Source organism: Pseudomonas sp. PDM02, from assembly GCF_014852285.1.
Classification (GTDB): domain Bacteria; phylum Pseudomonadota; class Gammaproteobacteria; order Pseudomonadales; family Pseudomonadaceae; genus Aquipseudomonas; species Aquipseudomonas migulae.
Map to the genome: position 1 here is coordinate 505,219 of NZ_JACVBL010000001.1, position 15,049 is coordinate 520,267.

Annotated in this window: 10 protein-coding genes; 4 read left to right on the top strand and 6 right to left on the bottom strand. The window is 59.8% G+C overall.

Annotated features, from left to right (window positions below; genetic code table 11):
- The first annotated feature begins 5 nt into the window (after window positions 1-5).
- Window positions 6-743, top strand: a complete 738-nt coding sequence (locus tag IB245_RS02220) for an S-methyl-5'-thioinosine phosphorylase (protein ID WP_192226291.1) — start codon at window positions 6-8, stop codon at window positions 741-743.
- A 126-nt stretch (window positions 744-869) separates the two neighbouring features.
- Here the strand turns inward: IB245_RS02220 and IB245_RS02225 are convergent, their stop codons facing one another.
- From IB245_RS02225 to mfd, 3 genes are read right to left on the bottom strand one after another with little or no spacing between them, the layout of a single operon-like run.
- Window positions 870-3,560 carry a DEAD/DEAH box helicase gene (locus IB245_RS02225; RefSeq protein ID WP_192226293.1) on the bottom strand — a complete coding sequence of 897 codons (2,691 nt, stop codon included), beginning with the start codon at window positions 3,558-3,560 and terminating at the stop codon, window positions 870-872.
- A gap of 11 nt (window positions 3,561-3,571) precedes the next feature.
- Entirely contained in the window at window positions 3,572-4,138 is a 567-nt protein-coding gene (locus tag IB245_RS02230) for a CsiV family protein (RefSeq protein ID WP_008028464.1), read from the bottom strand.
- Window positions 4,139-4,148: 10 nt separating this feature from the next.
- The gene (gene mfd, locus IB245_RS02235) at window positions 4,149-7,598 is read right to left on the bottom strand and encodes a transcription-repair coupling factor (protein ID WP_192226295.1); all 3,450 of its coding nucleotides are present in this window, start codon (window positions 7,596-7,598) and stop codon (window positions 4,149-4,151) included.
- A gap of 363 nt (window positions 7,599-7,961) precedes the next feature.
- Here mfd and IB245_RS02240 point away from each other — a divergent pair, with 363 nt between their 5' ends.
- Window positions 7,962-9,425 carry a glyceraldehyde-3-phosphate dehydrogenase gene (locus IB245_RS02240; RefSeq protein WP_008028461.1) on the top strand — a complete coding sequence of 488 codons (1,464 nt, stop codon included), beginning with the start codon at window positions 7,962-7,964 and terminating at the stop codon, window positions 9,423-9,425.
- A 173-nt stretch (window positions 9,426-9,598) separates the two neighbouring features.
- Here IB245_RS02240 and IB245_RS02245 read toward each other — a convergent pair whose 3' ends face one another.
- The gene (locus IB245_RS02245) at window positions 9,599-10,897 is read right to left on the bottom strand and encodes an MFS transporter (RefSeq protein WP_192226297.1); all 1,299 of its coding nucleotides are present in this window, start codon (window positions 10,895-10,897) and stop codon (window positions 9,599-9,601) included.
- Between the two features lie 55 nt (window positions 10,898-10,952).
- On the opposite strand from IB245_RS02245, the gene IB245_RS02250 reads away from it, so the two are divergent.
- On the top strand, window positions 10,953-12,002 hold the full coding sequence (locus IB245_RS02250; protein WP_192226579.1) for an FAD:protein FMN transferase: 1,050 nt from the start codon (window positions 10,953-10,955) through the stop codon (window positions 12,000-12,002).
- Window positions 12,003-12,209: 207 nt separating this feature from the next.
- Window positions 12,210-13,604, top strand: coding sequence for a Si-specific NAD(P)(+) transhydrogenase (gene sthA / locus IB245_RS02255; protein ID WP_008028455.1), 1,395 nt, complete (start codon window positions 12,210-12,212; stop codon window positions 13,602-13,604).
- A gap of 42 nt (window positions 13,605-13,646) precedes the next feature.
- Here sthA and IB245_RS02260 read toward each other — a convergent pair whose 3' ends face one another.
- Window positions 13,647-14,369, bottom strand: coding sequence for a glycerophosphodiester phosphodiesterase (locus IB245_RS02260; protein WP_008028453.1), 723 nt, complete (start codon window positions 14,367-14,369; stop codon window positions 13,647-13,649).
- A gap of 14 nt (window positions 14,370-14,383) precedes the next feature.
- Window positions 14,384-14,962: a PilZ domain-containing protein gene (locus tag IB245_RS02265; RefSeq protein WP_008037701.1), complete on the bottom strand. Its 579-nt coding sequence runs from the start codon at window positions 14,960-14,962 to the stop codon at window positions 14,384-14,386.
- Window positions 14,963-15,049 lie beyond the last annotated feature (87 nt).

Consider the following 15,049-nt stretch of genomic DNA (forward strand, 5'->3'; position numbering starts at 1 on the left):
ACGTTATGACGGTTTACGCGATTATCGGTGGCACCGGCCTGACTCAACTGGAAGGCCTGAGCATTCGTCAGTCACTGGCGGTGGACACCCCTTACGGCACGCCTTCGGCCGAGGTGCAGATCGGTGAGTACGCCGGCAAGGAAGTGCTGTTCCTCGCGCGTCACGGTCACCCGCACCGTTTCCCGCCGCATCAGGTGAACTACCGCGCCAACCTCTGGGCACTTAAGCAGGCCGGCGCCGAAGCGATTCTTGCGGTCAACGCAGTCGGTGGGATTCATGCCGCGATGGGCACCGGGCATTTCTGCGTGCCGCATCAACTGATCGATTACACCAGCGGTCGCGAACACACCTATTTTGCCGATGACCTGGAACAGGTCACCCACATCGACTTCAGCTATCCCTACAGCGAACCGCTGCGCGAGCAATTGATCGCGGCATTGGCAGCTGAAGGCGTTGGCTACAGCAGTCATGGCGTGTATGCCTGCACGCAGGGGCCGCGCCTGGAAACGGTGGCGGAAATTGCGCGTCTGGAGCGTGACGGTTGCGACATCGTCGGCATGACCGGCATGCCGGAAGCGGCATTGGCACGTGAGCTGGCGCTGGATTACGCGTGCCTGGCGCTGGTGGTGAACCCGGCGGCGGGCAAGTCGACGGCTGTCATTACCATGGCCGAGATCGAGCAGGCGTTGCATGACGGAATGGGTAAGGTGAAGTCGACGTTGGCGCGGGTGTTGAAGGGCTGAGATAGTCTTTAGGCCGAGTCGCTCCCTTCGCGGGCAAGTCGGGTCGCCGCACCGCTCGCTCCTACAGGTATCGAGTTATCCCTTGTAGGAGCTGGCTTGCCAGCGATAGCGATTCAACTGCCACCGCTACTTATCGATCTTCTCCGGCAGCGGCGCAAACAACGCCTCAATATCATCACTCTGCAACTTCCAGTCCCCAGCCTTGCGCCCATCCAGCACGCCTGCTGCCAAGTCGGATTTTTCCTTCTGCAGGTGCTGAATTTTCTCTTCCACCGTGCCCCGGGCAATCATCTTGTAAACGAACACCGGTTTCTCCTGGCCGATGCGATACGCGCGGTCAGTCGCCTGGTTTTCCGTCGCAGGGTTCCACCACGGGTCGTAGTGAATCACCGTATCCGCTTCGGTCAGGTTCAAGCCAACACCGCCTGCCTTCAAGCTGATCAGAAAGATCTGACGTTTGCCGCTCTGGAAGTCTTTCACCGGGGAACGTCGGTCGCGAGTCTGCCCGGTCAGCAACGCATACTCCACGCCGCGCTTCTTCAGTTCGACCTCGATTAACGCCAGCATCGAAGTGAACTGCGAAAACAGCAAAATCCGTCGGCCTTCCTCGAACAACTCCTCAAGCATTTCCATCAGGCTGTCGAGCTTGCCCGAGGTGCTTCCGCGCGTCGGCAGGGCTGCGTCGTTGACCAGGCGCAAGTCGCAGCAGACCTGACGCAGCTTCAGCAACGCCTCAAGGATGATGATCTGGCTGCGTGCCACGCCTTTGCGGGTGATTTCGTCGCGGACTTTCTTGTCCATCGCCAAACGCATGGTTTCGTACACATCCCGTTGGGCTTCGTTGAGTTCGACCCAATGGATGATTTCAGTTTTCGGCGGCAATTCCGTCGCCACCTGCTCTTTTGTCCTGCGCAGCAGGAACGGTTTGATCCTGCCGTTGAGGTGTTGAAGTCGTACTTCGCTGGCGCGCTTTTCAATCGGCACGCGGTAATCGCGGTTGAAGCTTTTCACGTCGCCGAGCCAGCCGGGCAGCAGGAAGTGAAACAGCGACCACAGCTCACCCAGGTGGTTTTCCAGTGGCGTACCGCTCAGGCACAAACGCTGGCGTGCATTCAGTTCGCGCGCGGCGTGGGCGGCTTTGCTGTTGGGGTTCTTGATGTATTGCGCTTCGTCCAGCACCAACACGTGCAGTGGCTGTGCGGCCAGGCGTTCGACGTCCTTGGGCAGCAGCGCGTAGGTGGTCAGGATCAGGTCGTAATCGGCCAGACTGTCGAAATGCTTTTTACGACTGGCGCCGTACAGTGCCAGTACTTTCAGTTGCGGCGTGAAGTGCGCCGCTTCGTCGAGCCAGTTGGGAATCAGGCTGGTGGGCATCACCACCATGCACGGACGATCGAGGCGCCCGGCGTTTTTCTCACTGAGAACATGCGCCAGGGTTTGTAGGGTTTTGCCCAGGCCCATGTCATCCGCGAGAATCCCGCCAACCTCCAGTTGCCGCAGCGACTGCATCCAGCTCAAGCCTTCCAGCTGATAGGGGCGCAAGGTCGCGTTCAAGCCTTCCGGTGCTGTCGCGGTGTAGTCCTTGATGTCCCGCAGACGCTGGGCAAAGCTGCGCATCTGTTCGCCACCTTCCCAGAGCAGCGGCAGGTCTTCCAGCGGATTCAGGCGCGTCGCGTCGGCCTTGCTCAGGCGCAGCGTGGTTTCGCCGGGCTCTTGCAGATAGAACTCGCCGAGGGTCGCCAGCACCGGTTTCAATCGGCCAAAGGGCAGAGCGACTTGCAACGGCCCATGCTCGGAGTTCGGGCGATGGGGGATGTTCACCAAAATCAATTCATCGTCGCGACGCCGTGCGAGGCGTTCCGGGTTGAGGATCTCGGTGTGGGAGCGCATCAGGTTCAACAGGATGGGCAGCAGACTCAACCGCTCGCCATTGACGATGATCCCCAGTTCCAGATCAAACCAGTCGCGCTCCGGCGCCTGTTCGACGGTGGCGTACCAGTCGTCCACGGCGGTCAGGTCGAAACCGAAATCCTCGTCGATCTGCAACTCCCAGCCTTGAGTGCGCAGCTTCGGCAACTCATTGAGCGTGAAGGTCAGCCAGGCACTGTCATTGACCATTTCATAGAGTTCGCCGGCACTTTCCGGCAAGGCTTTACTTTGGCGGGTGGCGATCTTGAAACCGAGGATTCGTAACTGTTCCCTGTAGGCCTGTTCGACTTCCGGGTGGCGTTTTATCCGTAATGTCTGTGCCTCCTGACGTATCAGGATGTCGGCGTTTTTCTGCCCGCAAACGTATTCATCCAGATAGCTGAAGGACAACGCAGCACGATGCTGGATGTAACGCTGCATCTTGCCGTTGCGCGGCTCGAAGGCGCTGAACTCAATGCTCGCCAGCCACAGGCGCGGCACCGGTTGCACGTTGTCCACCAGCACTTGCGGCGGTGCTTTCGGGCTGCGGTTTTCCAGTACGGCCTGGAGTTTTTCCAGCAATTCGGCGTCTTGAGCGGCGGCGGGGTAGGCGAGGGTTTCCTGCACCTTCAACAGCACGGCTGCGCAATGTTTGCAGTTGCTGCGGACCGGGCATGTACACGTGGCATCGACCATCAGCAGCGTGCTTTTGGCTGACTCGCGCAGGCGAATGGTCTGACGGTAAACGTTACCGCCAGAACCTTCGCACGCGGCAGTAATGGTTGCGTCGCCGACTTCCACGATCCTGACGCGGTTCTCCAGCGCATAGCGGCGGCCGCGCTCCAGGCTTTGTTCCTTGAATCGACTGACCCATGAAGGTGCCAGGGGTTTGCTCAGGGTCGCGGGCATAGGGACTTCAATCAGTCCGGAATTTGTTCGGGGACTGGCCGAGGCGCAGGGGCGGTGAGCGAGGTGATCTTGATCAGCAGGCCGAGGTGACCGTTGTCGAGGAAGTTCAACTGGCCGTTCTTGGTGTGGCTTTCTTGTTTGAGGCGTTCGCTGGCGGTCACCATGCCGTTGGCGTCGATCTGGTTGACCCAGAAGTCGGCGTCAACGTCGGTGAAGCGCCCCAGTTTCAGGTTCAGCGTGCCCTCGATCGGGAACTGGCCAAACTGTTCCTTGCCGTCGCTGACCGCAACTTTGCTGGCTTCTTCGCCGAGATTTTGCTGCCAGGCCTTGTGCAGCAACACCGTGTATTCATTGCTGGCGGTGAGTTTTTCCACTTCGCCATTCAGGCTCGGCGTACGCAGGCTCTCGGGGCGGATTTGCTGGGCGCCGGCGGCCCAGTCTTCCGGCGCGGCGCGGCTGACGATGGCGGGCACAGCGTTTTGCCGGACCAGAATCATTTCGATCTGATACAGGTCATCGGCAAACGCCGTTGGGGCGACCAGGGTGGTCAGCAAAGTCAGTAAACGAAACAGGCGCATGCGGCGTCCTTCAAGCAGTTTTCGGAATGAGGCATTCAAGCAATGCCTCTACAGTATTAAAGCGCTCTTCCGGGCGCTCCATCGGGACCATGAATTTAAACATCGTGGCCCCTTCGAATTTGTAGCGTTTAGGCTGGCCCTGAATCAGTTTGATCAGGGTCAGCGGATCGACCGGTGTCTGCGCCGCGAACTCGATCCGGCCGCCTTGCGGGCCGCCGTCGACTTTTTTGATGCCCAGCACTTCGGCTTGCAACTTCAGCCCCGTGATGCGCATCAGGTTCTTGGTCGGCTCCGGCAGCAGGCCGAAACGGTCGATCATCTCGACTTGCAGGTCCTTGAGACCATCCTCATCGGTGGCCGAGGCGATGCGTTTGTAGAGAATCAGCCGCGCGTGGACATCCGGCAGATAGTCTTCGGGAATCAGCGCCGGAACACGCAAATTGACTTCCGGGCCACCGCCCAAAGGCTGATCGAGATTCGGTTGTTCGCCCTTGCGGATCGACTTCACCGCACGCTCGAGCATCTCCATGTACAGGGTGAAGCCGACCGCCTGGATCTGTCCGCTCTGGCCGTCGCCCAGCAGTTCGCCGGCGCCACGGATTTCCAGGTCGTTGGTGGCGAGCACGAAGCCCGCGCCGAGGTCCTGGGTATTGGCGATCGCCTCCAGACGCTTTTCTGCGTCCGGGGTGATTTGCTGGCGCGGCGGTGTCAGCAGATAAGCATAGGCCTGGTGGTGACTGCGACCGACGCGGCCACGCAACTGGTGCAACTGCGCCAGGCCGAATTTGTCGGCGCGCTCGATGATGATGGTGTTGGCGCTCGGCACGTCGATGCCGGTCTCGATGATGGTCGAGGCGATCAGCACGTTGAAGCGCTTGTGGTAGAAGTCGCTCATCACCTGTTCGAGTTCGCGTTCGCGCATCTGCCCGTGGCCGATGCCGATCCGCGCTTCCGGCACCAGCTCGGCGAGGTCGGCGGCGCATTTCTCGATGGTCTTCACGTCGTTGTGCAGGTAGTAGACCTGGCCGCCACGCAGCAGCTCCCGCAGCAACGCCTCTTTGACCGTGCTCTTGTTCTGCTCCATGACGAACGTCCGCACCGACAGGCGACGGGCCGGCGGTGTCGCGATGATCGACAGGTCACGCATGCCGGACACTGCCATGTTCAGCGTGCGCGGAATCGGCGTGGCGGTCAGCGTGAGGATGTCGACTTCGCTGCGCAGTGCCTTGAGCTGTTCTTTCTGACGGACACCGAAACGGTGTTCTTCATCGATGATCACCAGCCCGAGGTTTTTGATTTTTACGTCGTCTTGCAGCAACTTGTGCGTGCCGATGACGATGTCGATCTTGCCTTCGGCAAGGTCGGCGACGGCGGCATTCACTTCCTTGGTCGACTTGAAGCGGCTCATCACTTCCACAGTCACCGGCCAGTCGGCAAAGCGGTCGCGGAAACTGTTGTAGTGCTGTTGGGCGAGCAGGGTGGTCGGCACCAGGATCGCCACCTGACGACCACCGTGCACCGCAATGAACGCTGCGCGCATCGCCACTTCGGTCTTGCCGAAACCGACATCGCCGCAGACCAGGCGGTCCATCGGTTTTGGCGCGAGCATGTCGGCGCGCACGGCTTCGATGGTGGTTTGCTGGTCCGGGGTTTCTTCGAACGGGAACCCGGCGCTGAAAGTGGCGTAATCGGCTTTCGGATCTTCGAAGGCATAACCTTCGCGAGCGGCGCGGCGGGCATAGATGTCGAGCAATTCCGCCGCCACATCGCGCACCTGTTCGGCGGCTTTGCGTTTGGCTTTCTGCCAGGTTTCCGAGCCGAGACGGTGCAATGGGGCCAGGGCGTCGTCGCTGCCGGTGTAGCGGGCGATCAGGTGCAGGTTGGCCACCGGCACGTACAGTTTGGCGCCTTCTGCGTATTGCAGGGTCAGGAACTCGGCGGCTTGATCGTCGATTTCCAGCGTCGCCAGGCCCAGATAGCGGCCAACGCCGTGATCGATGTGCACCACCGGCGCGCCTTCGCGCAGTTCGGTGAGGTTTTTGATCACGGCGTCGTTGTTGGCGTCGGCGCGTTTTTCACGGCGACGGCGCTGCATCACGCGCTGACCGAACAACGGACTTTCGGCGACCAGCGCCAGGGCCGGATCGTCGAGCACCAGGCCTTCGTCGAGCGGTGCGATGGTGATCGCCAGGCGCTCCTTGCTCGCGACAAAGTCGGGCCAGCTGTCGACGGTTTTCGGTCGCAGCTTCAGGCGTTCCAGCAGTTCCAGCAGCACTTCACGACGGCCCGCAGATTCGGCGGTGAACAGCACGCGACCCGGGAACTCGTCGAGGAAACCGGCCAGTGCGGCCAGCGGTTGAGTGGCTTTGGCTTCGATGGCCAGGTTCGGCAGTTCTCGCGCCGGGAAGCGCTCGCGGCCGACACCGGTTTCAACGTCCTGTTGACTGGCGACGACGCGCGGCCAGTTCTTCAGGCGTGCAAAACAGTCCTCCACCGGCAGGAACAATTCGGCTGGCGGTAATAAAGGACGGGACGGATCGACACGGCGCTCTTCATAACGATTGCGCACGTCGTTCCAGAAGTTTTCCGCCGCCTGCTCGATGCCTGGCAGGGAAAACACCTGGGTGTCCTGGGGCAGGTAATCGAACAGGGTCGAGGTTTCGTCGAAGAACAGCGGCAGGTAGTACTCGATACCCGCCGGTGTAATCCCGCTGCTCAGATCCTGAAAGATCGGGCAGCGGCGGAAATCGACATCGAAGCGCTCACGGAAGCGTGCCTTGAAACGGGTGACCGCATCTTTCTGCAGCGGGAATTCCCGTGCAGGTAGCAAGCGGACCGTGTCGACTTTATCGATGGAGCGCTGGTTTTCCGGATCGAAGGTACGCAGCGTTTCGATTTCGTCATCGAACAGGTCAATCCGGAAGGGCAGTTTGCTGCCCATCGGGAACAGATCGATCAGCGAGCCGCGGACAGTGAATTCGCCGTGCTCGTACACCGTGTCGACGTAGCGATAACCGCTGGCCTCAAGCCGGGTGCGCATTTGCTCGACGTCGAGCTTCTGGCCAACGTCCAGCACCAGGCTGCTGCCGAGCAGGAATTTGGTCGGCGCCAGGCGATGCAGGGCTGTGGTGATCGGCACCACCAGCACGCCATGGCTCAACTCCGGCAATCTATATAGAGCAGCGATGCGCTGGGAAATGATGTCCTGGTGTGGCGAAAACAGATCGTAGGGCAGGGTTTCCCAGTCCGGGAAATGCAGCACCGGCAAATCCGGGGCGAAGAAACCCAGCTCCTGCTCCAGCCGCTCGGCACTTTGGCTGTCGGCGGTCAGTAGCAGGGTAAAGCGCTTGGCAGCGCTGGCAGCCTCGGCAATGGCCAGGCTCAGGGCGGCACCGGGCAGGTTGCCCCAGTGCTGTTTACCTGCCGCGGCAGGGAGAAGCGGTAGACGCAGAACGGGCACGGAAGGTTGAGCTCCAAGCGTTGCGACAAAGTCGGTAATTGTAGCGGCCCCGGGTGCCGCCTGTCAGTTGCTGACTGTGTCTATTACGCAGGTTTGGCGAAATGTAGTGGTAAAGACAAAAAACGCCGGTTTTTTGCTGAAAATTACTGATTATGTAGTGGCAAAACGACTGAGTGTTACGGAGGGTTACGGATAAGACGGCGATGTCTCCAAAAAATTGACTTCGCTGAAAGCCGCGGTTTTACTGGGCTTCGGCGGTGCGTAATTTTTTTGAAGAAGAAATTGTTACGGATCGCACGACAGGCGCGCATTGCTACGAGAGACACTCGGCGGCATAATGTAGCCCCTTTTTTCTGCCCCTACATGTGGAAGGTTCCCGTGACTCAGAAGCCCGACCAGTGTCTTGGTGAATGGATCGACCGTGAAGCACTCGCAGAAGCGATGATTCCGCTTATCGGTCAGCTCTACCGCAATAACAACGTGGTGAGCTCGATCTATGGCCGCAGCCTGATCAACCAGTCTGTCATCGCGATTCTCAAAGCTCACCGCTTTGCTCGCCATCGTTCTTCCGACGATAGCGAACTCTCCGTCCACGAAACATTCCCTCTGCTGAAAGCCATGAGCGAGCTCAAGCTCGGCGCGGCTTCGGTAGATTTGGGCAAGTTGGCGTACAAATTCCGCGTCGAAGGCAATGGCCGTACTGCCGAGCAGTTCGTCCGTGAAGAAATGGCTGAAGTGGTTGGCCAGCAAAACGCCTCCGCTCGCAAAGGCACCGACGTTGTGCTGTACGGCTTCGGTCGTATCGGCCGTCTGCTGGCGCGCATCCTGATCGAAAAAACCGGTGGCGGCGACGGCCTGCGTCTGCGTGCCATCGTGGTGCGCAAGGGCGCCGAGAACGACCTGACCAAGCGCGCCAGCCTGCTGCGCCGCGATTCGGTACATGGTTCGTTCAACGGCACCATTACCATCGATGAAGAAAACAACACCATCACCGCCAACGGCAACCTGATCCAGGTTATCTACGCGAAGAACCCGACTGAAGTGGATTACACCCAGTACGGCATCAAAGACGCGCTGCTGGTGGACAACACCGGTGTATGGCGTGACGCCGATGGCCTGGGTCAGCACCTGGCGTGCCCGGGTATCGACCGCGTTGTTCTGACCGCGCCTGGCAAAGGCAAGCTGAAGAATATCGTTCACGGCATCAACCACGGCGAAATCACCGCTGACGACAAGATCGTTTCGGCTGCTTCCTGCACCACCAACGCCATCGTGCCGGTGCTGAAGGCTGTCAACGACAAGTTCGGCATCGTCAATGGTCACGTTGAAACGGTTCACTCGTACACCAACGACCAGAACCTGATCGACAACTTCCACAAGGGCGATCGCCGTGGCCGTAGCGCCGCGTTGAACATGGTAATCACCGAGACCGGTGCTGCCACCGCTGCTGCCAAGGCTTTGCCTGAGCTGGCTGGCAAGCTGACCGGTAACGCGATCCGTGTTCCGACGCCAAACGTGTCGATGGCCATTCTCAACCTGAACCTTGAGAAAGCCGCCACCCGTGAAGAGATGAACGAGTACCTGCGCTACATGGCGCTGCACTCCGATCTGCACAAGCAAATCGACTTCGTCAATTCGCAGGAAGTAGTTTCCACCGACTTCGTTGGCTCGCGCCACGCAGGCGTTGTGGACGCTGAAGCAACCATCACCCAAGACAACCGCGTTGTTCTGTACGTTTGGTACGACAACGAATTCGGTTACAGCTGCCAGGTGGTTCGCGTGATGGAAGACATGGCCGGTGTAAACCCGCCAGCATTCCCGCGCTAAGCCTTAGCTGCACATGAAAACGCCCCGACTTTGGTCGGGGCGTTTTTGTTTGTGGGGGCTTTTGAGCCGTCTCGCCAGGTCGGGCCTCATCGCTAGCAGGCTAGCTCCCACAGGGGGCTTGTGAGCGACACAGATCCAATGTAGGAGCGAGGCTTGCCCGCGAAAGCGGTCTGTCAGACGCCGCCAACCACCGCCGCCTGCGCCGTCCGCAACTCATGCCGGTTACCACGGAACAACACCAGCGTCGCAATCAACCCCAGCACTGCCGCGCCGCTGAGCCAGATCCCCGGCGCAGCCTTGTTATCCAGCACATGAATCAGGTACGTACAGGCTGCCGGCGTAAACCCGCCGAAGGTTGCCGTCGCCAGGCTGTAGGCCAGAGAGAAGCCGGTCGTACGAACTTCCACTGGCATGATCTCGGTCAGCGCCACGACCATGGCGCCGTTGTACGAGCCATACAGGAATGACAACCACAACTCGACGATCAGCAAATGGCTGAAGCTCGGGTTTGCCACCAGCCACGACAGGGCCGGGTAAGCGGTGAGAATCGCCAGAATGGTCGCCGCGAGAAGCAGGGGTTTTCGCCCGATCCTGTCGGACACAGCACCCATCACCGGCAGCCAGAAAAAGTTCGACAGGCCGATACAGACCGTCACCAGCAACGCATCCAGATCAGACAGGTGCAGTTCGGCCTTGCCGAAGGTCGGGGTGTAGGCGGTGATCAGGTAGAACGACACCGTGGTCATCACCACCAACGCCATGCCGGCGATGACAATGCCAAAGTTCTGACCGATCGAGTGGACGATTTCCCGCAGGGTAGGGCGGTGTTTTCGTGCCTGGAACTCAGGCGTTTCTTCCAGCGAACGGCGAATCACGAAGATCACCGGCACGATCATGCAGCCGATCAGGAACGGCACGCGCCACCCCCATTCACCCATTTCTTCCGGGCTGAGCCAGTGGTTCAAACCCACCCCCAGCAGGCCGGCAAACACCACCGCCGCTTGCTGACTGGCAGACTGCCAACTGACGAAGAACCCTTTGCGCCCCGGTGTGGAAATCTCCGCGAGATACACCGACACACCGCCCAGTTCCACGCCGGCAGAGAAGCCTTGCAGCAGTCGGCCGAACAGCACGATCAGCGGCGCGGCCACGCCCAGCGTGGCGTAACCCGGCACGCAGGCAATCAGCACCGTGCCGGCCGCCATCATCGCGAGGGTGATGATCAAGCCTTTGCGGCGGCCATGCCGGTCGATGTAGGCGCCGAGGAAAATCGCCCCCAACGGGCGCATCAGGAAACCGGCACCGAAGGTGGCCAGCGACAGCATCAGAGAAGCGAAAGCGCTGTCGGTGGGGAAGAAGGTTTTGGCGATGGCTGTGGCGTAAAAGCCGTAGACCATGAAATCGAACATCTCGAGAAAGTTGCCGCTGACAACGCGAAAAATCGCTTTGCCTTTGCCGGTCGTGGAGGACATGTCTGGATACTCACTTTTTAAATCTTGTAAGAAAGCGTTTCGCGTGTGTCCCATAATGGCTGGCGTGCTTTTACTGGGAGATGAAGATTTGTTAACTGGACGTTGGAAGGTGGTTGTGATGCTGGCTGGTGTTTTGGCTGGCTGCGGCAATGGCGATTCCATGGAAAGCGTCGGCGGCCCGACTATGGGCAGCACTTATTCAATCAAATACGTGCGCCATGCCAATCTGCCTGCGCCCGCACAGGTGCGCAGCGAAGTGGAGAAGATCCTCGCCGAGGTCGACAAGCAAATGTCTACCTATCGCAGCGATTCGGACATCGAACGCTTCAACGATCTGCCCGCCAATCGCTGTCAGAAAATGCCCGCGTCCATCCTCAAATTGATCCGCGTTGGTGAACAACTGTCAGAGCAAAGCGAAGGATCCTACGACCTGACCGTGGAGCCACTGCTCAATCTCTGGGGATTCGGCCCCCGGGCGCGTGAAGAAAAAGTGCCCAATGCCCAAGCGCTTGCCGAGGTGCGGCAGCGAGTCGGCTATCAGCATCTGCGTATCGAAGGCGATCAGTTGTGCAAGGACGCCGCCGTCGAAGTCGACTTCAATAGCATCGCCGCCGGCTACGCCGTCGATACGATTGCCGCAAAACTCGACGCGATGGGCATCCACGACTACCTCGCCGAAGCCACCGGCGAACTCAAGGCTGCCGGCAAGAAACTTGATGGCTCGCCGTGGCGCATCGCGCTTGAACAACCCCGAGACGATCAGCAAGTTGCCGAACGCATCATCGCGGTCGACGGCTACGGCGTTTCCACTTCCGGCGACTATCGCAACTATTTTCTGCAGGACGGGCGGCGTTATTCCCACACCTTCGATGCTCACACCGGTACGCCGGTCTCACACACCCTGGCGTCAGTCACGGTCATTCATCCTTCAGCGTTGATGGCCGATGGCCTATCGACGCTGTTGCTGATTCTTGGTCCTGAACGGGGTTGGGACTATGCCGAAACCCACAACATAGGTGCATTCTTTGTGATTCGTGCCGATACAGGTTTCGTCATACGTACCAATCAGGCTTTTGAGCGTCTCAGTGGCGGTAAAACCGAATGATTACGGTGATGCACGCATTGAAAACTGGCGTTGTAGTGCAGGCAAAAGTAGCCTACGACGCGACCAAGGGTTAATGTGCGCGGCGTTGACGCTTCTATAGACTGTGTCCGGGTTCTGCACTGGCCCCAAATTGTTCCTTCACGCCGCAGATCGGCGTGATTTAGCCGCAGGTGCCGAGAGCGCCGCGGCCTGTTCTGAGGAGTATGCATGGCTGTCTACAACTACGACGTGGTGGTGCTGGGTTCCGGCCCGGCGGGAGAAGGCGCGGCAATGAACGCCGCCAAAGCAGGGCGCAAGGTGGCGATGGTCGATAGTCGTCGCCAGGTTGGCGGCAACTGCACCCACCTGGGCACCATCCCGTCCAAGGCACTGCGTCACTCCGTCCGGCAGATCATGCAGTTCAACACCAACCCGATGTTCCGGGCCATTGGTGAGCCGCGCTGGTTCTCGTTCCCGGACGTGCTGAAAAGCGCCGAGAAAGTCATTTCCAAACAAGTCGCTTCGCGCACCGGCTACTACGCCCGTAACCGCGTCGACGTGTTCTTCGGCACCGGCAGCTTCGCCGACGAGCAAACCATCGAAGTGGTCTGCGCCAACGGTGTAGTTGAAAAACTGGTGGCCAAGCACATCATCATCGCCACCGGCTCGCGTCCTTATCGTCCGGCGGACATCGATTTCCATCACCCGCGTATCTACGATAGCGACACCATCCTCAGCCTCGGCCACACCCCGCGCAAACTCATCGTTTACGGCGCTGGCGTGATCGGTTGCGAATACGCGTCGATCTTCAGTGGTCTGGGTGTACTGGTTGAGCTGGTAGACAACCGCGGTCAGTTGTTGAGCTTCCTCGACTCGGAAATCTCCCAGGCGCTGAGCTACCACTTCAGCAACAACAACATCACGGTTCGCCACAACGAAGACTACGACCGCGTCGAAGGCGTGGACAACGGCGTGATCCTGCACCTCAAGTCCGGCAAGAAGATCAAGGCCGACGCCTTGCTCTGGTGCAACGGTCGTACCGGCAACACCGATCAGTTGGGTCTGGAAAACATCGGCGTCAAGGTCAACAGCCGTGGCCAGATCGAAGTCGACGAAGCCTACCGCACCTGCGTGCCGAACATTTACGGCGCCGGTGACGTGATCGGCTGGCCGAGCCTGGCCAGTGCCGCGCACGACCAGGGCCGTTCGGCCGCTGGCAGCATCGTCGACAACGGCAGCTGGCGCTTCGTCAACGACGTACCGACCGGCATCTACACCATTCCGGAGATCAGCTCGATCGGTAAGAACGAGCAGGAGCTGACTCAGGCAAAAGTGCCGTACGAAGTGGGCAAGGCGTTCTTCAAGGGCATGGCGCGTGCGCAGATCGCCGGCGAGCCTCAGGGCATGCTGAAGATCCTGTTCCACCGCGAAACGCTGGAAGTGCTGGGCGTTCACTGCTTCGGTTATCAGGCGTCGGAGATCGTGCACATCGGTCAGGCGATCATGAACCAGCCGGGCGAACTGAATACGCTGAAGTACTTCGTCAACACCACGTTCAACTACCCGACCATGGCCGAAGCCTATCGGGTAGCGGCGTACGATGGCCTCAACCGGCTTTTTTGAGCGGCTCCGGCCGGTGGCCTGAGCCGGCCGGGGAGACCGATTTCAGCAATTCTCGAGCGTGGCGGTGGCCAAACCGGGAAAGTCTGTAATCAGGCTGTCAACGCCGAAGTCGGCGAGTCTGCGCATCAGCGCGGGCTCGTTGACTGTCCACACCGACACATGCAACCCCTGTCGCTGTGCCTTCTCCAGGCGCTCCGGCGTGCACAGGGTCCAGTTCAGCGCCAGAATCTCACAGCCATAGCTTGCCGCGACTTTCAACGGGTCGAGCCAGGCGTACTCGGCTACCAATCCGCGGGACACGTCCGGCACCAGGTCCAGCGCGGCTTTCAGTACTTCGCGCGAGCTTGAAGTGATGGTCACCTTGTCGAGCAGGCCATGACGCACGGCCATTTCACGAATCGCCAGGACGGTGGTTGCGGCTCGGGTGCGTGAAGCGCTTTTGACTTCCAGTTGCCAGTGTTCGAAATCGCATTTCTCGAACAGCTCTTCCAGCGTAGGAATAGGGCACGGCTTGATCCAGCCCGGTCCACCCTTGCGCGCGTCGTAGGTCACCAGCTCGGCGGCCGTGTGCTCGACCACCTTGCCGCGTCGGTCGGTAGTGCGCTTGAGCGTCGGGTCGTGGATGACCATCAGCTCGCCGTCCATGGACAGGTGCAGGTCCAGTTCGCAACGGCGCACGCCGTGCTTGAGGCATTGCTGAAAGCTGTTCAGCGTGTTTTCCGGTGCTTCGCCCTTGGCGCCGCGATGGCCGTAGATGAGGGTCACGGTTCTTCCTTAAATTAATTGCCTGATTCGTTTTCGCGGGCCAGGCGTCGTTCCTGGGCCTGCTTTTGCAGAATGTAGCGGGCCAGCAGTTGGCGCTGGGCATCGGTCGGGCGTTCGAACTCGGTGCCGATGTCGAAGCCGCCGCCCTTGCGGTCGCAATGGGTGACGCGCGCCCGAAGCAACAGGCCGAGGGCTTGTGGCATCAACACCAGTTTCACCGACAAGTGAGTGCCTTCAGCGATAGCGGTCGGATTCTGGAAGTCGATGCCGCCTTCCGAGATGATCACTGGCTGCGGCTCGCCGATCTGCCCAAGCACGGTGATGGCGATCACCTGGCTGAGCAGATCGATGCGTTTGTTCTGGGATTTCAGGAACGCCGCGAGGGTGCGGTCGCGTTCGCTGATCTGGCGCAGCAGGTGTTGCGACTCGAATTCGCTCAGGTGCAATTCGCTGAGCAGGTTGAAGAGTGGGGAAGCATCCTGCAACACTTCCTGGCCTGCGGCTTCGGGAGCGGACAGGGGCCGAATTTCCAGTGCGATCGTGTCCTCGATACGGTAGTATTCGCGGCGATCTTCTTCATCTAATGTCGACATGGCGAACCCATGGTAGCGGCGGTGGTCTGAGTGTAAAGCTGGTTATCGACCCCCGCCACAAGGACGTTCCTTTTCCCTCCGAACAAG